This is a genomic window from uncultured Aquimarina sp., from assembly GCF_947500065.1.
Classification (GTDB): domain Bacteria; phylum Bacteroidota; class Bacteroidia; order Flavobacteriales; family Flavobacteriaceae; genus Aquimarina.
The window spans coordinates 242,370-262,324 of record NZ_CANMQT010000003.1 but is presented as its reverse complement, the minus strand read 5'-3'; the positions used below and the strand labels follow the sequence as shown (position 1 = coordinate 262,324).

12 protein-coding genes are annotated in these 19,955 nt (G+C 33.1%); 5 read left to right on the top strand and 7 right to left on the bottom strand.

From position 1 onward, the window contains the following. Nucleotides 1-145 precede the first annotated feature (145 nt). Nucleotides 146-1,792 (bottom strand): serine hydrolase, encoded by a 1,647-nt coding sequence (locus Q0975_RS11235; RefSeq protein ID WP_299436607.1) that lies wholly within the window; start codon nucleotides 1,790-1,792, stop codon nucleotides 146-148. Nucleotides 1,793-2,054: 262 nt separating this feature from the next. On the opposite strand from Q0975_RS11235, the gene Q0975_RS11230 reads away from it, so the two are divergent. Together Q0975_RS11230 and Q0975_RS11225 are read left to right on the top strand one after the other, a co-directional pair. Next, nucleotides 2,055-3,182, top strand: coding sequence for an AraC family transcriptional regulator (locus Q0975_RS11230; RefSeq protein ID WP_299436604.1), 1,128 nt, complete (start codon nucleotides 2,055-2,057; stop codon nucleotides 3,180-3,182). 196 nt (nucleotides 3,183-3,378) lie between these two features. Continuing rightward, nucleotides 3,379-5,643 carry an acyl-CoA dehydrogenase gene (locus Q0975_RS11225; protein WP_299436601.1) on the top strand — a complete coding sequence of 755 codons (2,265 nt, stop codon included), beginning with the start codon at nucleotides 3,379-3,381 and terminating at the stop codon, nucleotides 5,641-5,643. Between the two features lie 415 nt (nucleotides 5,644-6,058). Here Q0975_RS11225 and Q0975_RS11220 read toward each other — a convergent pair whose 3' ends face one another. From Q0975_RS11220 to Q0975_RS11195, 6 genes are all read right to left on the bottom strand, one after another. Next, nucleotides 6,059-7,168, bottom strand: a complete 1,110-nt coding sequence (locus Q0975_RS11220; protein WP_299436598.1) for an ABC transporter substrate-binding protein — start codon at nucleotides 7,166-7,168, stop codon at nucleotides 6,059-6,061. 6 nt (nucleotides 7,169-7,174) lie between these two features. Continuing rightward, a complete protein-coding gene (locus Q0975_RS11215) occupies nucleotides 7,175-7,672 on the bottom strand; it encodes a hypothetical protein (protein WP_299436595.1) in 498 nt (165 codons plus the stop codon). Nucleotides 7,673-7,874: 202 nt separating this feature from the next. Next, nucleotides 7,875-8,468 carry a Crp/Fnr family transcriptional regulator gene (locus tag Q0975_RS11210; RefSeq protein ID WP_299436592.1) on the bottom strand — a complete coding sequence of 198 codons (594 nt, stop codon included), beginning with the start codon at nucleotides 8,466-8,468 and terminating at the stop codon, nucleotides 7,875-7,877. 345 nt (nucleotides 8,469-8,813) lie between these two features. Further along, nucleotides 8,814-10,100, bottom strand: a complete 1,287-nt coding sequence (locus Q0975_RS11205; protein ID WP_299436589.1) for a peroxidase, FMP-type — start codon at nucleotides 10,098-10,100, stop codon at nucleotides 8,814-8,816. Nucleotides 10,101-10,142: 42 nt separating this feature from the next. After that, the gene (locus Q0975_RS11200; protein WP_299436586.1) at nucleotides 10,143-12,242 is read right to left on the bottom strand and encodes a hypothetical protein; all 2,100 of its coding nucleotides are present in this window, start codon (nucleotides 12,240-12,242) and stop codon (nucleotides 10,143-10,145) included. 492 nt (nucleotides 12,243-12,734) lie between these two features. Beyond that, nucleotides 12,735-15,134, bottom strand: a complete 2,400-nt coding sequence (locus tag Q0975_RS11195) for a TIM-barrel domain-containing protein (protein ID WP_366888612.1) — start codon at nucleotides 15,132-15,134, stop codon at nucleotides 12,735-12,737. Nucleotides 15,135-15,736: 602 nt separating this feature from the next. Here Q0975_RS11195 and Q0975_RS11190 point away from each other — a divergent pair. The 3 genes from Q0975_RS11190 to Q0975_RS11180 all read left to right on the top strand — a co-directional run bounded on the left by Q0975_RS11190 (nucleotide 15,737) and on the right by Q0975_RS11180 (nucleotide 19,760). Further along, on the top strand, nucleotides 15,737-16,321 hold the full coding sequence (locus tag Q0975_RS11190; protein ID WP_299436580.1) for an N-acetylmuramoyl-L-alanine amidase: 585 nt from the start codon (nucleotides 15,737-15,739) through the stop codon (nucleotides 16,319-16,321). Nucleotides 16,322-16,448: 127 nt separating this feature from the next. After that, nucleotides 16,449-18,842: an outer membrane beta-barrel protein gene (locus Q0975_RS11185; RefSeq protein WP_299436577.1), complete on the top strand. Its 2,394-nt coding sequence runs from the start codon at nucleotides 16,449-16,451 to the stop codon at nucleotides 18,840-18,842. Nucleotides 18,843-18,860: 18 nt separating this feature from the next. Then, nucleotides 18,861-19,760, top strand: a complete 900-nt coding sequence (locus tag Q0975_RS11180; RefSeq protein ID WP_299436574.1) for a polysaccharide deacetylase family protein — start codon at nucleotides 18,861-18,863, stop codon at nucleotides 19,758-19,760. Nucleotides 19,761-19,955: the final 195 nt, after the last annotated feature.

Here is a 19,955-nt window from a genome sequence, read left to right as displayed (position 1 = left end):
TCCCTCCTGTCGATTCGACAACATTTCGACAAGTTCAGTGTGACATTTCAGTGAACATGTCGACTTATACACTTGTTATATGTAGAACTTCAATTAATCTTTTTTAATGTTTCAAGGCAAAATTCAGGCAACGTATCAACCGGTTTTATTGTTTCTCTATTATTGCAGGTAATATATAATCAGTCATCATTTTATCAACATCGATGCGAGCACCTGGTTTACCATATGCCGAGGTAGTGATAACAACAACAAAAGGAATGTCTTTAAAAACAAGAATCTTATTACCTCCGTTACCAGCGCAAAAAGAAACTTCATAATTTTTACCATTTACTTTATATATATTATTCCAAAAAAGGTAACCATAATAGCCATTTTCAATACCAGCATAAGATTGTGATACTTGTTTGGTTAAACTTTTTTCTACCCATTCTTCAGGTAAGATTTGTTTACCATTCCAAAGCCCTTTGTTTTTATATAATTGCCCATATTTAGCAAAATCCACAGCACGTAATTCTATACCACCACCTGTATATGCAACATTCTGCGGGGTATAAAACCACTTATAATTGGTAATATCTAATGGCGTAAATAATTTTTTGTCGGCATAGGAAACGAGTCCATCAGGAACTGATCTATGAATGATATCCCCTAACAAACCAACACCAGCAGTAAAGTAATTATAGTCTTTGCCTATAATCTTGTCTTTATGCATGGGTAAATCTAAAGCAAACTTCACCCAGTTATCGGTAGATTGCATCTTATCTTCAGTACCTGGACTTTCATCATCCCAATCATCACCTAGAAATCCAGAACTCATGGTTAAAAGTGATTTTAGAGTTACAGAATCTTTTTTTGTGCTATAATTTTTATAAGATTTTAAATCGTAAAAATCTTTTAGCAAAGTATTTTCATCTTTTATGAATTTATCTTTAATAGCAATCCCTAGTATTGTAGAAGCAAATGATTTCCCTACCGACCTAGTATTGTGTAAATTATCTCTTGTTGCATCGTTAAAATATTCTTCTATTAAGAGTTTGCCTTTTTTTATTACAACAATTCCATTAATATCTTCAAACCTACCTTCTGCTATTTTTCTATTAAGTGATTCAATTTTAGAACTATCAAAATTATCTTTAGAAATTTTCCAACCACTATTAGGTTGTATTTTCTGAACAGGAACTAAACTTTCATCTATAACTATTTCAGGAACTTCTACAGCAATAGCTCCTTTTGCTAAAAGAGGACCAACTTTTAATACATCTCCTTTTAAATAGGGTCTTACTTCGATACTCAACATATGGTTTCCTTCTGTAAATGCATCTTGCCCTCCATTAAATTTCATAAACCTTTGCCACATATACCAGCCCCAAAAATTTATTTGTTCTGGCGCTACTAATGGTATTACTTGTCTAAGTTTCTCAGTTTTTCTGGTTTTTGGCCCCGCTCCGGTGTTTAAGTTCTCTACATAAATTATTTTCCCATCTACCAAATATGAAAATTGAAAATTTCCTTTGCTTAACAATTCTTCTTCAGATAGACTTGGTGCTAATTCATGAAGATTCTCTATCAATGGTTTATCTAAGGTGAAAATAATACTCAGGAAAGAATCGTTATGTAAGTCGAAGCTTTTTGAATAATTCTCTATTTTACCTTTAATTTTTGTGAAATCTACTGTTGAAAAATATAAATTCTCTATTTCGTTTGATAATGAATTGCTTGATTTTGATTGACTATTATTCTTGCATGATATTAATAGGCATACAATAAGGACTAAAAGATACTTCGATTTCATGACTATAAATTAATTTTATTTATTGTTAGGTATTGGGTTTTTCATTGAGTTCAAAATTCATACAAGAATATTCTTAAAAACTGTATTAAATTAATGCAGTAGTTTTTCACATTAATTCTTTGTAAAGAAAACTTTTTTTTGTCATCAGATGTAACGATTGTCGTTATTAGATGTCCTAAACTATAGTGTCAGACTTTTTTTTTAGTCAGTACATACATAAAAATTAAATCCTGACTATCTGAAATATTAAAATTTTGAGTGGATGCGTATATCTCTATATGAGCTTTTTCTGGTATTAATTATTGGCCAGTGTATTTTTTTGATTTTTGCTATTCAGTATGTCCCTAAAAAACATACGGGAGCAAATAGGGCTATACAGTACTTACTAGCTATCTATAGTCTTTTTTTATTCGAAAGAGCTATGGGCCATCAATTTGAAAGAGATTTTTTGAGGCTATATGGTAATATCATTAATACTTTTTATCTTTTTATTGGACCTTTAGTGTATACATATATTAGGCGGTTACTTTTTTATAAAAATGGAAACTATCAGTTAGCATACTATCACTATTTGCCAGCACTATTGTATTTAATATACTGTTTTTTTCATATTTATATTTATGATTCAATAAAGGATTTAAGCAGTTATTTTAACACTTTATTGTTTTGTAACGACGTCATATTTTTCGTTTTCATCTCGGCTTATTTATTCAAATCTAATAGACTACTAAATTACTATAAGAAGAATGAAGGACAAGAACTATCCTTTAATCAAACTATTGTAAAGTATATAAAGATCATGCTGATTGGCTTGTTAATTTATATGATTTTTTGGTTGTTAGGCATTGTTGAACGCTTTGTTGTTAAATTACCAATTGATATTAGAATGATTTGGGATATATCATGTTTAATCTTTGGTATACAGATTTATATAGTAGGTTTTTATAATTTAAAACATCCAGAAATATTCAAAATTCGTTTTCCCTCTATTAAGAAAAATATAGCAAAAAGAAAGAATATACTTGATGAAAAAGAAATACAAAAGATTCAAAACTTGGTTAAAGCCTACTTCGAGGAAGAAAAAGGATACCGCAGACCAGAATTAAGTTTGTCTATTTTGGCTAATGAAATTAATACTACAACCAATAAATTGTCTTGGGTTCTAAACAACATCTATAAAAAAACTTTTTACGAACTGGTTAACGAATATCGAGTTGAGGATTTTTCAAAAAGAATCAAAGAAAATGACCATAAGGAATTTACACTAATTTCTATAGCGTTTGATGTTGGGTTTAATTCTAAATCTACTTTTTATAAGGCATTCAAAGAAATAACAAGTTTTACTCCTACAGAATATATCAGAAAGGTTGAGAACTCACAAAGACAATGAAGTATTAGTAACTATTTAGGTTCAAGTTACATGTGCAATATTTGGCCATTAATTTATAAAAAAGGTTTTTAGGAGTTTCAAATTTTAGTTTACACTCTCGATTGTAACTATCCGTGATTGGAGTGACCTCTTTTCTATCCTTTATTCTATTCTTTTTTCTATTCTATATGTATGCTATTTGTCGTAAATTTATAATATGGTAGCAAAAATTTATTCTCCTGGTATTTTACAATACATACCTTTTTTTTATGTGATTTGGTCTGATGATTTATTGTCATATTCTGAAATTTCTGTCGTAAAAAAAGCAATAGAACAAGATGATACACTTAAAAAAGAAGACTATGATTACCTCATAAAATGGTTAGATAAAAAAACTCCACCTCCCTATCAGGAACTTAAGAATTGGAAAAAAGTAATTTCTAATTCAAAAATAAAGTTAGTAGAAAGTGACACGTATCCGCTTTCTACGTTTAGTCAAAAAATGATATGTCATCATTTTGCCGAATGTCCTTTTAATTCGCATTTAAAAGATATTGAAATTAATCTCGGTATTCAACCAAACCATTATAATCACTTATTTGAAATAGAGATCGTAAAAGAAATTACTTCTAATTATTACAATCCTATTGCAATAGATAACATACTAAAAGGAGATCATGTTGCTGTTGTTGATTCCTTTAGAAATCTATTAACAGCTCCTATTTTTAAATGGGATGTAAAAAGAGATAAGGAAACGTTTAGGGCACATGTATTGAAACAAGTAAAATTTTTGGCTAAAGAAGGATATGGCGCCATGGCGTACCCTAAACCTTATGGAGGAACTGAGAATATGCCTGGATATGCAGCTATTTTTGAAAACATGATGTATGTAGATGGCAGTATGGCTGTGAAATTTGGGGTTCAATTTGGACTTTTTGGAGGAAGTATTCAAAAATTAGGAACCAAAAAACATCATGATGCCTACTTATCTGAAACTGGAAAAGCCAATCTTTTAGGTTGTTTTGCTATGACTGAAACGGGGCATGGATCTAATGTGAGAGGGGTTAAAACTACAGCAACGTACGACAAGGAAACGGATAGTATTATTATTCACACACCTGGGAAAAATGATAACAAAGAATATATAGGGAATGCCTTACATTCATCAATGGCTTCTGTTTTTGCCCAATTGATTGTAGAAGGGAAAAACCATGGTGTTCACGCTATTTTAGTTCCTATTCGTGATGCAGAACACAAACTGATGCCTGGTGTTACGATAGAAGATAATGGATACAAACTAGGTCTCAATGGCGTAGATAATGGTAAAATTTGGTTTCATCAAGTACGGGTTCCAAGGGAGAATTTGTTAAATAAATATGGTGATATTAAACCCGATGGAACCTACCATTCTGATATAGAAAACCCAAGTAAACGTTTTTTTACTATGTTAGGCACCTTGGTTGGAGGTAGAATTTGTGTTGCTCGTGCCGGACTTGGTGGCGCCAAAAAAGCCTTAGCCATTGCTGTAAAACATGCGCTAAAAAGAAGACAATTTAATGACAGTATAAAGGTGCAGGAAGATTTATTAATGGATTATCCAAGCCACCAATTACGTTTAACTCCATCAATTGCCAGCTGTTATGTATACGATATTACACTCACGCATATGATGAAAGCGTATAGTGATACATCAGTGCTGGACAAAAGAAAGATAGAAACACAAGCAGCCGGACTTAAATCGATCATTACATGGTTTGCAAATGACACCATACAAGAGTGTAGAGAAGCCTGTGGCGGAAAGGGATATTTGATGGAAAATCAAATCGCTGATCTAAAAGGTGATGTTGATATATTTACAACCTTTGAAGGTGATAACCATGTACTACTGCAATTAGCTGCCAAAGGTGTCTTATCGGATTTTAAATCCGAATTTAATAGTGCAGGTTTTACGGCCGTACTTAAATTATTAGGTGCTAGAATTGGAGATACATTAAGTACGATTAACCCTGCATACACTAATAATACAGACAAAGATCATTTATATAGTTCAAAGTTTCATAAACACGCTTTTGATTATCGTACCAGAAGGTTGACGTATACAATTGCTATGCGTATTCGAGATTATGTAAAAAAAGGAATTCCCTCGTATCAAGCTTTTTTAAAGGTACAAACGCATTTACTGGCTTTAGGGAAAGCATATAGTGTGGAATTGGCATATACTACTTTTGTAGACTTTACAGACACCATTGAAGATGAAAAAAATAGATTGTTATTTCGCAAAATAGGTGTTTTGTATGCATTACACGAATTGCGGAAAGACGCTTCTTGGTATTTAGAACAAGGCTATATTAGTGGAACGAAGTCTAAAGCACTACGTCAACGTGTAGAACGACTGTCTACAGAATTACGACCACATATAGGGGCTTTAATCGATGGATTTGGAATACCCGAACATTGCATGGAAGCACCTATTGCAAAATAAGAATTACTGTAGCTACAAATTTTTAAATACGCGATTCTAGAGAAGCGATGTATTACTTTACTTCTAAAATTATTATGTTCGTTTTATCTTATTAAAGACAACAACTGATACTATGCTTTTTTTATTCATTATATCTTATATGATTTATTTATAGTTACATATGAAAATGTTCCTCCATTTCTACATAAACTGAATCTGAGTTTTGATACTTCAAATACCCATAATTGTCTTCTGCTCTAAATAAACTAATTGATGTTGTATTAAAACTATCCTGCTTTGCATGAGTAGGAAGCAAAGCAGATATACCTAAAAAACATATTATAAGCACCAAGTTTGTTTCATCTGATTTTTAAAGTTGTTTTGCTTACTACCTTATGTATTGTTTTCATTTTTTTTCAGATGAAGTTGATAACTACTAGTTCTTTCTTTCAGGTTTTGTGTTATAATCCATTTCGAGCGGTGCGGGCCCCTGAGCTGGGCCGACTAACTGCTCTATCTGTAGTCGAAAACGTTCAACCAAGTCACGCTTCAACATGAAGCGATGGAAATCCGCAGGAGATGTGTTGTAGTGCTGTACAGACTTGTAACCACTAGGTGATTCCACATCCATCCTTACAGGAAACTGTAGCCACTTACCCTGAAATTCTTCAGAGAGCATCCAGTTTAGATAAAGCTTGGCTGCAGCCTTGTGTTTTGCATCAGCAGGAATAGCAGCAACTTGGAACCACGTTAGAAAATAGTCTTCTTTTGGCAAGATAAGGCGTGTATCACTTCCTTCCCATGGCACGAATGCCCAAGACGTTGTAAAGCTCGCGCCATACCAACCATTGTTAATAGCCACATAAGGCATTGATGTACCTCGTACCCAGGTTGGTTCAGTCGCAACCAATTTTTCTAAATACTCCCAACCATACTTTTGTTTTAAATTCCAGAATTGATATAAGACAGCATCATCAGTATGCGGATAAGTCAAGATAATCTTCCCCTTCAGCGCTGGGTCGAGATAATCCATCGCATCTCGTGGTGCTTTATCTTGATCGATTATTGTCTTATTGAAAACATTGGTGAAGGCTACACCAAACAAACCAACCCAATTCCCGTGTGGGTCTTTATAATCTGGGTAAATTTTTTCCCAATTCTTTGGCTTATACGATTCCAACAATCCGTGTTCGGCATAATAATCAAAATCGTGCAATGTTTGTAACTGTATTACGTCTGGGACATTGACTTTGTTGTCTTCTTTTCTTGCATTGTCGAAGCGTGAAGCATGATAAAAACTCAGATCAACACTATGCGTGAGTTTAATTTTTGGAAAACGTTTTTTGAACATATCTAAATAGTAATCGGCTTGATCCTCTTTATCTCCACCTGCTCTTAGAACCAAATCGCCACCTTCTTTTATTGCATCTGCATAAAGTTCATCTAAAGATTTTGTTTCTACTTCTGCATACGTTTTTGCATCTTGTGAATACATTGTTGTACTTACTACAAGAACTATTATAATAGTAGTTATATAATGTTTCATAATGTTTTAATTTTGATTAGTTACTAACTCGTAGGAAACAGTTGTAATTATTTTAATTGTTTCTAATTCTTCTTTGTTTCTTGGTGCATAGATCATAATATGTCCATAGTCTTTATTTGGATAAATCCTTGGGTCTAAAGGATGATATTCTCCCCAACCCTTTTTAATGACTGTTTCGCAATCTTCTCTTTTAAGTGATAAATGCTGACTTCCTCCACCATAAATATCTAAAGGGTGAATATGCGTAAACTCCCTACCCGTCTTTAATACATCGAAATTGGTATTAGGATAATCATCTTTAATCCAAGCTGCTCGTGCTCCTCTAACTGATATTACTGTTTCACGTTCTTCTATATATTCTAATGAAAAAAGCCAATTTGCTAATTCCTCAAATAGTTCGACACTAGAATTATCTGTATGCTGAAGATGTGGAATTTGTGGTCCCGTTTTAGGTCTTTGACCTACCCTAGTTATTAAGTTTTCTAAACTTTTTATTGCTTCCATACTTATAGTTTTTTAAAAAATAATTTTGCTGTCCGAAGGCATTCAGAAGGCAAAAAGAAATTAAAAATGAAGAAGAGTTTTTTCATCACTAAATGATACTTATTGTTTTATAAGTACAAATTTATGATGCAATAGAACGCTAAAAGTTAATGTACATTAACTTCGACTGATGGAAATAAAATCTTTATAATAAAAAGAATTCTTACTGATTATTCTTTATAAAGTCATTTTTCATTTTACTAAAAAACTGTGGTGTAACACCTAAATAGGAAGCTATATATTTTTGAGGAACGCGTTGTTCTATATTAGGAAACTTTTTTAATAACTGTTCGTAGTTATAGATTGTAGGTTTTGATACATTATTGAACATTCGTAGTTTTAAAGATTTGAAGGCGTTTCTAATGAGCCTAACTTCAGTAAACGCGTACTTATCATTATTCTCATAAAGTGTTTCTAAAGTTGTAGATTTAATTTTGAATAATTGTGTTAGTTCGACTGCCTGAATATTGACATCTTTAAGGTTATAATGTTCTCCGCCACCTGCCCAATATTTTTCAGGAATAAAATTAAGTACAACTTTATTACCATTATAGTCATAAGTGTAATTTATAAGCATGCCTTTAATAACAAGATAGGTGTATTTCGAAAACTCGCCATTTTCTTGTAAGTGTTCATTCTTTTCAACTTCAAAATATTCATAATGTTCTATAATTTCATCTATTTCCTTTAGACTAAAGGCTTTATACTTTTGATAATAGTTAAGAAGAAATTCCCTTTTTTCATCTATATTTTTCATACGATTAAAAACAGTAAACAGTGAATTTTATGAATCATAAATATAGCAATATCAGAATACAGTTTATTAAATAAATTAACTAAATAGATAATTACACATAACACTATCCTTCTGATACTTCGACTACGCTGAACAATGGTTGGCTCGCATAATAAGTGTATCACCACCTATTTTAAAGAAATATTTAGCTCACAAGGTTTCTATTCTTCTAGAGGTGTTCGTGAATCTAAGATTCATTTTTTGATAAGTAGATTTTTTATAGGCTCAATAACACCTAAATATGGTGTTATTGAGCCAGTTGTCTGTGGCAAAATTATACTATTGAGTGCCTCTTGCTAAGTTTGCTTAGTCACGAGTGTGTCGCATCACTGGACAAATGCTGCTAGCATTAGACATTTTGAGTACTTCCTCATCATGAACTTCTGTTGGTAGTTTGATAGATGGTAAGCGTCTATCCGCAGGAACATCCTTCTCACGGCGTAGTGTATTCACTTGGATATGAGGCCATAATGTTGTACCTCCATTTGATCCAAACTGGAACTCAAAGTCTACAATTTGCTCGTACTGTAGTTGTTCGATCACTCCTCCAAATTCCTCATCATACACCTCTTCTATCCACATGCGATAGCGCATTCGGGCAACTCTGCAGTAGCGCTCAATCATCACATTGTTTATAGTGGCACCTTGAACACCTGTGTTGTGAAACGAGTCCAGCTCGATCATATCGTACTTTTTAAACTCTAGTCCTTCGTTGGCATCGCTCAACTTCAGATTGGGCTGTACTGTGTATGGGAACTTCGCACCGAACTGGTCGTAGTTAAAAATCTTTTCGAAGTAAGCACGTCCACTGTTTACACCGCTGTTACCTATGCCTCCATCAGGGTTTTGTTCTTCACGAGGGAGTTCTGTCCATTTAGGCTTCTCAAGAGATCCTGGAATCAGATCCTTCTCAGGATTGATCCCCATACTTGGCGATACAGACAAATATTGTTGTTCCCAGAGGTCAGCAATATGAGGAGCCTTTCCTTCTCCGGACTCCGTTATATTACCTGTTAAGTGGATGGTCGTACCATGAGGAATCACACCAGAACGAGAAATTTGATATGGAGGCACAAATTGAGGCCCCAATTCTCCTGGTCCAAATACAGGTTCAGCACCATCTGTTTTCACTGATTCAGCATCCGCTGTATGCTTGAACATTGTAGTTGGGTTTTGATACGGACTCTTTTCACTCCAAGGCATCTGGTGATCTCCCAGCCATAGGTACATTCCGTCCTCAAAGTGCTGAAGATCGTTATTGTTATCTATAATGGCAGTTTCATACTTAACAGCTCCGTTAAATTGTTCGTTAGACCCTGCACGGTTGCGGACAGGTGCATTTACTTGTGTAAATTTGAGTTGTTCTCGGTACTCCTGAGATTTGAAGTGGAACACTCCAAAAATGGTCTCTGATGATGAACCGGGTGATGGCATAGGAGTCGTATGTAATCCTGTTGGGCCACCTTTCCAATTCACCCAATTACCATTAAGTTTTGACAAAATGCCAAACTGTGTCCCATTGTTCTTCCCTTTGGGTAGTCCTTCCTCCCATTCTTTGTATGGTCTTACCGAAGATTGTTGTGGTTTTTTCATAATAATTTACTTTATAAGATTAATACTTTTCTGATATTATGTTTACTCTGGACAAATAAATGGATAGGCTGAATCGTCTATTAGTTTTTCTATATTGAAGAAATCGTTTAAAACGGATTCTGCCGTACAAAAAGCACCTTCTACCCAAGCCTGATCGTTAGAGTATGTTGATCCAACAATAAAAAGATTACTGTCTTTACCTTTTACTAATGATGATGGCTTACGTATTTTTTGCTGTACATCTCCAATATTATAATGAGAATAATAGGCATGATATCCCGCCTTAAATGGCGGTAAGGACCAATCCATATATTTAGTTTCTAAAGGTTCCGGAACCGCTGTATAACTTGCTTGAGAACCAAAATGCAAGCTTGCCAATTGTTTACGTAACATTTTTACCATGATTGCAGGAGCTTTACGTGGCCCTTCTAATGGTTGCGTATCTTGAGATTCAGCTATTTTACGTTCTCTATTTGGTCCTATTTCTAAAGCTTTCCAGAAAGTTGTGTATTGTATATCGTCATAACTCGCTAAAATTCCATAGATTTTTTCACCCTTTTTGTTACGTGCATTGTCTCCAAAGTAAACCACTTGTCTAATGGGCATATCTGTAGCACTTGGCCCAATAGTATCTAAATGCGCTGTGTTAGTAATTTGTTCTTTTTCTTTATAACTAAAATTTGCTTCTACAATAGTTTCTGCCGCGTTTAAAAAATCAACTTCTGTCGTATAGGTTACATCTATAAGTGACGTTACTGAATTATCGTAAGCTTTATTTTGTTGCTCTGCCTTTTGCTTTGCCTTTGCCGCTTCAGACGCTGCTTTTTCTATTGCTTTTATGTATTTGGTAGGAAATTTATCTTTCTTAAGCGCTTTAATACCTACTTGAGTTAAAAAATAACTATTTAATTTTGCTGGATATTTTGGAGGTGAAGCAATATCGTCTCTCCACCAGGGAGTGTCAAAGAACATCCCGATTTTATACGAAGGCTGCATTAAAACGGATTCTAAATACAACTGCACCTTATCTTCATTTAGGACGTCAAAATCGCCTCGTTTTTTATTCATGTAACGTGTAGCTTGGGCTACTAAATCAATAGCATATCTTCCCATCGCCAAAAATGCTGCATCACAAGTTTTTGAATCTAATTCTTTAGAAGGTTCTTTTCTACTCGCTGTTGTATAATGAATTACATTTTTATTTTCTAAAATAGAGCGCAGTCTTGTATTTGGATGGTACTCAAAACAGATGCCTTTCTCTTCTGCAAGTTTTACAATTTCTTGAAAAAGTGTAGCAAAAATACCTGAATAGCCAATGGTTAATGTTTTGTAAAGCGTTCCCGGTGTAAATTCGTTATTAACTTCAAAAGATTGTGCAGAGTTACTATTTACTACATTTGAAGAATACCCATTACCGTCTGCTAAATAACTAAAACCTTCTTGCCCTAAAACATCATAGGCTAAATTCCAATACCCAATATCTTTTAATTTTTGTCCTTTTTTAAAGATAGATTCATCTCCTAAATCTTTTGTTATTTTTCCCTCTTCATAAAATTTGCACCATTCATTTCTTGTAGGTGGTAATGCATCCTCAGAAACGTTAATTCCCACACTTTCGATTTTAGTAAAACCATCGTCTGGTCCTGAATCTGCACCATAATTATTTACATTATATGGAGCAGGATTTTTAGCATCAATTTCTGATGTATATGTGCTTTTTGCTCTTAATGATAAAAGCGGATCACTTGCTTCATTAAAAGGTACAGAATATTTTTCCAGACCAATTTCACTAATGGTTTTGGTTACTAATCGATGTCCGGGGTTGTTACCGTCATTAGGGTTTGGGTTGTTTTTTGTTTTTTTGTAATCCCAAGCAGAATAGCGCATGCCACCTAATTCTAAATAAGAAGCGTCAGGATCGTCTTTATAATGCCAAGTACAAACTCTGGCACCTGCTTCTCGGGTTCCTTTTTCTTCTTCTGAAAATTGATATTTACCCCAATCGTATAATTCTAGTGTGTCTCCTTTTTCTAAAATTTTCGATTTGTCTTTTGCATTTGCTGGTTTTCCTTGAAGTAATCTCCATGCTGTATATAAGCCGGCTGCTCCTGCGCCAAAAATTGAATAAGTTTTGTCTCCCATTTTCTATTTGTTAAAATTCATTACTTATAGTTAATATAAACACATACTTAAATCGGTTATGCATCTATAATTTAAATCAGTTAATAAAACAGGGTAAGAAAATGACGATTACAATATTTAAATTTAATAAGAACTCATTTGTTAAAAAATAAGTAAAAACCCCTAGTTTTGAGTTCTATATAAAATAGGAAGTGAAAAATGTAAATGTAATTGCTGATGATTATCTTCTTTTCTTGATACGCTAAAGTTATTATCAACTTTTGATAAAAGTCTAGGAAAAAAAACAGTGTACTTAAATAGCCTTCAATAAAACTTATAACAAAGAAGTATACAGTTAATTAAATATGTAATTTATATGAAAATCGCTTTAGTATATAACACAAGCTCTGAAGCATCACATCCAAGGGTAACGTTATTCGCTACCAAACACTCTATTGCTTTATAAAACTAAATTATTGGTACAATTAATTTTGAAAACACTAAAACAGAAGGCTAATACAATTCAATTATTAGTTTATCAGTCATGGAAAACACATCTAAATTTAAAGATAATAGTCTTTTCTCTGTATCAAAAACAGTGTTGTTAGATAAGTTTCCATTAACTTTTACATTCATTTCACTATCTAAACCATGAATTACAATCGTGTATGTTCTAGATAAATTTGCGCCATCGAAACTCCCTTCTGATTTTTCTATAATTACTTTTTTAGTTGTATTAATATAGGTAAAAACGGTCTGGCGCAGTTCTTTTTTAGTTCGGTATTTTTCACTTTTACCATCATCTTCATACAGTGTAAACGTTCCATCTGCTCCTGTATAAATATTTATAATAAGTTCGTCATTGATTATCTTAGACATATTCTCAGCAGCTCGTGTCATTGGAATAATAGCGCCTGCTTTAACAAAAATAGGATATTCGTCATTCTCAATCTTATAAGATAGTTTCTCTTCGTTAGAATAATAGGTGTCATTCCAAAAGTTATACCAACCTCCTTTTGGTAACCATATCTTAACTAGATTCTCTGTTGATGTATTAGGCGCAATAAGCATATGTTCTCCCCATAAATACTGTAGATCGTAATGCCAAGCGTTTTCGTTATCACCATAATCTAAAACCATCGCTCTAACAAGAGGAACTCCTGTGTCGTGAGCCAAATAAGCATTTGAATACGTATATGGCATAAGTGAATATCTTAAATCACTATATTTTTTTGCAACCTCTTGTGATGCTTTAGATCTATCTAACGGCCATCTAGATGCTCCCATACCATGAGGTTTCCAAATAGGCGAAAAAACACCCATAGCCATAGACCATTGCTGATATAGCTGCTCGTCTGGACCAACGTTTTTATCCCAATCGTAAAAACCACCCGCATCGTGACCCCAAAACGGAAAACCAGATAAGCCTGCTAACTGCATACCCCGAATTTGTAATTTCATATCTTGGTGATTAGGCTTTATATCTCCGCTCCAAAGTGTGGCATAACGCTGTGCGCCTGCCGTCATTCCTCTTACCCAAACATAAGGTCGTTTCTCTTCTCCTATTTGTTTGTCCCAACCGTCTTCCACCAAGGCTTTGGCTATTAAGAAAAACCAATAGTTTCGCATTTCAGCAGAACTTTTACCATTAGCCAGTACCATATTTTTAGGTGCATTTCCCATTTCATCAAATTCATCTATCCAAAGACCATCTCCGGGAAAATCTAATGCTGGATCTAGTGTCTTTTTATAAAAAACATCCCAAAACCAAGTTCTAAATTCTGGATTCGTTAAATCTGGCGCACTTTCTTTAAAATTGATGGAATCTGTCACTGGAATATTAAATTCTGGTTTCCAGCCTTCACTAAATTGTCCAATACACCTGTTAAAATCAACAGTCAGAGTTAAACCGTTTTCCTTTAACCATTTTTGATAGTTTGCAGGATCTGGATATCTGCTCTTATCCCATTCTATATAAGACTCACATCTTTTGCCTCCTCCAGCTCGCCATCTATTATCATTAACTACATGATCTAATGGAAAACCTGCACTTTTATGGGTTTCAATCTTATTTCTCCACCATTTTTCATCAGATGGTGTGTCAGAATTATGGTCATGACCTTTATCAGAAAGTTGAAGCCCGAATATAGATTTTTGTGGCAATCTTGGTTTTCCAGTTAATGATACATACTCTTGTAATACTTCTTTTATAGTTGGGCCAAGAATAAAGAAGTAATCCATTTGACCTTTAAAACCTGATGTATTAATACCAAATTCATATGTTTCATCTTTTCCAAAGTTGAAATAGTTCTCAAAAGTACTATTCAGAAACACACCATACCCCTTGCTAGACATATAAAAAGGAACTATTAAAGGTGCTTGCTCATAGTCATGATTTCCGTAATTTCTTTTATGCAATTCGCCTTTAAGATCAAGGCTTTTTGATCTACCATAATAGCTATGACCAAGCCCCGTAAAGTGCTCGGTTGAATCACTTACAAATGATATATTTATGGTATCGTTAATTGGGGAAAAGCGCTGCTTTTCTTTTAATATTGATGTATCAAAATACTTATAATCAAGTTTAAGAGTTTCTTTATCTACAATTACTTTTAACGATGGATTGTCGGTTATTGAAACTTCATAATTATTCTTTGTTTCATTGATTTTTAATGTGCCATCAAAATCGTGAGACGCAACCATTTCGTAATGATCATCTGAGAAAAAAGTTTCATTAGGCAAAGCATATTGTACACGAATCATTTTTTGCCCATAAGGAGTTAACCTAAGCCTGAATTCCTCAGCATTACCAATGACAATACTCTTGTCCTCAATTTGATAATGCTTATTTACACAAGATGTACAAATGCATAAAAAAATAATTATAATTGATAAATTCTTGATTAGAAACATAGCTTAGATGACATTGAAAAATGAACTCTAAAAATAAAAAATATAAGCTACTATCTTAATATTTGTTTTGATATTTATCGTGAAGTTATTTAAGAGTTATAAACTCAAAAATAAAAGTTCCTCGCTCCTACTTCTAAAGATCTACTAGACTTTCAGCTTTCGGCCGTTCCAAAAAACAAAGTCAACATCCAGAAGGTCTAATGAACTTTTGATTTTGTGAGCGGGCTGGCGGTTTGGTAATTAACAGCATTTTGTTTTATCTGATTTACTACGATAATCCAGTGACATCATTCTCCTGGCTATTATAATTGGTTCACTAAAGCAATCATAATAGCTCGTTATTGATCAAAAATTCTACGAGCTAAAAAAACATATTACTATAAATATAGTAATATAACTATATTTTTAGTAATACTTTTAAAATTAATTATATATTTGCCCTATGTATGAATTGACAAAGCTGAAGAAAATATGCTTGGAAAGTTGAAAAACCATTCCTCAAAGATATCCAAGAACAGTTTCCTGAACGGAAACCGAAGTACCTAAATCCATTACATCTTATAAAATAGTTGGTTATCATTATAAACTTAATAGAGAAAACAATGAAAAAGATTTCAAAATTTATCGGATTAGCATGTGTAACAATCACTCTTGCTTTTACAAGTATTGACAATAAAATAATAGTCATAGATGTAAGTCACGGCGGGCATGACAGCGGTATATGCGTAGACCAATTAAAAGAGAAGGAAATTGCATTACATATTGCTACAAAAATCAAAGAGCTAAACAAAAATGAAAATGTTGAAATAATTTTGACTAGGGAATCAGACAAGTTCCTCACTTTAAATGAACGTATTGAAAACATAAATAAATTGAAACCAGATGTTGTTATTTCATTGCACGTGAACTCAAATGAGAACAAAAATAAAAATGGAATGGAAATTTTCGTGAGTGACAAAAATAACCAAAAAGAAAAATCTAAAGAACTAGCTCTTAACCTTTTTAATAGCTTTGACGATCACCAGGTGGAAGTAAAAAATGCGGATTATTATCTACTTAAAAATGTAAACTATCCAATCGCCATAGTTGAGCTTGGTTATTTAACGAATGGAAAAGACAGACAGTTATTAACTAGTAAAATTGGACAGCTGCAAGTTGTAACCTCCATACTTAAGGCTATAAAATAACTATTACAATGCCTTTCTTTTATTAAAAAATAGTTCACCCTATACTATATTATCTTTTGACCAAAAGTTAATTCTCTTTTTCAAGCTGAATAGGACAACTACATCCTATTAATTACTTAAATCAACTATGAAGTCATTACTTTTATTTCTCTCTTGTATTTGCTTCTATTGCAATGTATTTAGCCAAAACATTACCATTTCAGGAACTATAAAAGATACGTCTGGAAGTTCAGTATTGTATGCTAATGTTATTTTTAAAGTTAAAGACAACATTGAACTTATCTTTGGAACTTTGACAAATGAAAATGGTAATTTCTCAATAGAAGTACCTAAACAGGTCTATAATTTTGAAATCTCTATAGTTCGCTTACCTCCTACAATTTCATTGCTAGATTTAACGAGTGCGAAAAACAAAAAGAATCTTGGAGATATTATCATTAATACTGATGTTGCTCTAGATGAAGTCGTTGTCAAATCTAATACTTCCGACTATAAAATTGAATTAGACAAGAAAGTTTACAACGTTTCAAAAGACCTTTCAGTAAGTGGTGGAAGCCTTATTGATGTAATGCAAAATGTCCCTTCTGTTCAAGTTGAAGTAGATGGTAAAATAAATATTAGAGGTAATGGTAGCGTTACAATCTTAGTTGATGGGCGTATTAGTGGTTTGACAGATACAGCATCACTCTTGCGTACTATTCCAGCTGCGTCGATTGATAAGATTGAAGTGATTACAAATCCATCTTCAAAATATAGTGCCGAAGGTTCTGGAGGCATCATTAATATTGTCTTAAAAAAAGGAAATAAAAAAAGATTGAGTGCTAGCTTTGAATCTTTTACGGGTGTACGCTTAAATTCTGGAGTTAATATAAACATCAACAAAGCAAACGAAAACTATTCTTGGTATGTTAATACCGGTTTGGGGTATTCTGAACCAAAAGCTACAGGTTCCTTAGCACTTGAAAATTTTGAATCTTTCCCTTCAGAAAGTTTTCAGGCTTCAGAAAAAATACTGAAACAATTTTATACGGTGAATAATCTTGGAGGCGAATATAAATTCAATTCGAAACATTCTATTTCTACAGATGTTACATATCGTTTTGCTGACTTAAACACCTTTAAGAGCATTGCTTATGAAGACTATAACAATGCTAATTTATCCGCTACTTCTGAACGTTTAGATTCTGAAAAGTTTAAAAATAACTTCTTTCTCGTTGCCAGTGAATACATAATAAAGTTAAATGATAGCGGCACTCAGCTAAAACTGAGTGCACTCACGCAATCTTCCATTGAAGACGGTAATTCTGCTATTCTGGAAGTAACTACTTCTCCACAATCAACAATAAATGCTAACGATAAAATAGACAATAACATTAATGATAAACGTTCTACAGTTGCCCTAGATTATGTACATATTCTTAAAAATAAAGCACAATTAGAATTTGGAGGAAGGAGTAGATTCACCACTATTGATAATAACTATACAGTAGAGCGTTTAGATAACAATATAGTTACTATAATTCCTGAATTTACAGATGAAACCAAGTATAGGGAAAATGTGACCGCGTTATATGGACAATATGCTAAAAGCATTGATAAATTCAAATTTCAAATTGGATTAAGAACAGAAACGACAAGTATCGATATTCATTCTAATTTTAATGCTGAAAAAATATCACGAAATTATACGGATGTCTTTCCGTCAAGTTTTTTTAATTATGAGTTTAATCAAAATAGTACTATCCGATTTTCAGTTTCACGACGCATTAGAAGACCAAGACGAAATGCAATCGTTCCGTTTTCTTCTTTCAGTGATGCTAGAAACATTTTGGCAGGTAATCCTGAGGTGAACCCATCATACGTTATTCTCACAGAATTGGCTTTTGAGGCAAAGTTTAGCAATAAATTCTCATTAGTTCCAACCCTATTCTTCCGAAGAACTAATCAAGCGATGGATTATTTTATTCAAAAAGAAAATATTACCATTAACGGAAATACCGAAGAAGTCTTCGTAACAAGAATAGTAAACATTGGTACTGATAAATCATACGGGCTCGAATTAGGTTTTGTTTACAAACCAATTAACTGGTTTAGTATTTATAATGAAATCATTTTAAATGGTTACCATCAAAAAGGGAGTTATGAAACTACAAGTTTTGATGCAAATGGTTTTGCTCTTGGTGGTAGGATTCATCTTAGTTTTAAGGTATCTAATTCGTTTAAATTTCAATTCCAAAACAGATTTAGAGGTGCCAATAATAGAGGTCAATTATCTCGAAAAGCATTATATCGACTAGATTTTGGAATGAGCCAAAGTTTATTTAATAATAATGCCTCATTGAGTATCAATTATAAAGATGTTTTTGATAGTTGGGAGTGGAATATTAGAACCAGCGGCGATAATTTCACCCAAGAAACAAGTTCACAAGTTAGAGTACCACAGTTAAATATTTCCTTTATTTACAGATGGAATCAAAAACGTTATAAAGGTAAAAAAGGACAGCAATACGATAGATTATAACAACTAAAATTATAAAAAATGAAACAGTTTATTATAGCAATTACTTTATTGATTACAGTACAAACATTCAGCCAGTCTAGGGTAAGTTTTACTTTTGATGATGGCGCTTTAGGCAATAGACCAAATTACACCTTTAACGAATGGAACGGAATGCTTTTAAAGAAACTTAAAGATGCCAATATAGAAGCTATGTTTTTTGTGACAGGAAATGGTAAACCTGGTGCAAGAGGAAAAAAATTACTAGAAAGTTGGAATAATGATGGTCATAAAATTGCAAATCATACCTATACACATCCCAATTTTAATAATACTAATATTACGATTACTGACTTTAAAAATGAGTTGCTTAAAAATGACAAAATGATAAGCAAATACTCTAATTACGTCAAGTTTTTTAGGTTTCCGTATTTAAAAGAAGGTAATACTCAAAAAAAAGTAGATGCGTTTCGTGAGTTCTTAGAGAGTCAAGAGTATAGAAATGGTTTTGTAACTATTGATGCATCAGATTGGTATATTGACAGCAGATTAGTCAAACGATTAAGGAAGAATCCACTTGCTGATATAAGTGATTTTAGAGAATTCTATTTAAATCATATTTGGGAACGTACTCAATTCTATGAAAAATTGTCTTTAGAACTTAATGGAAGATCGATTAAGCATACGCTTTTATTACACCACAATTTAGCAGCAGCATTATTTATAGATGACTTAATTGAAATGTTTAAATCTAAAGGCTGGGAAATAATTTCTGTAACAGAAGCTTATGAAGACCCTCTTTATAAAACTAAAACAAACTTTGCTGGTGAAAGCCTTATTTATGCACAAGCAAAAGATTCTGGTAAGTATGAAAGTCTTTTGCGTTATCCAGCAGAAGATAGTCGCTATGAAAAAGAAAAAATGGATTTACTTGGTTTATAAATTTTAAACTATTCCACACACAGTATGCTTCCCTCCTATACATTCGATAACACTTCAGCACTTCAATACTTAGGCAGGTTCAGTGAACACATCGATATTATTAGCGAGATGAAGCGCTGGGAAAGCAAATTATTCAGATTAATTAGTAAAGGCCGAGTATATTTTATACCCAGCCTTTACACTTTTTATTATATC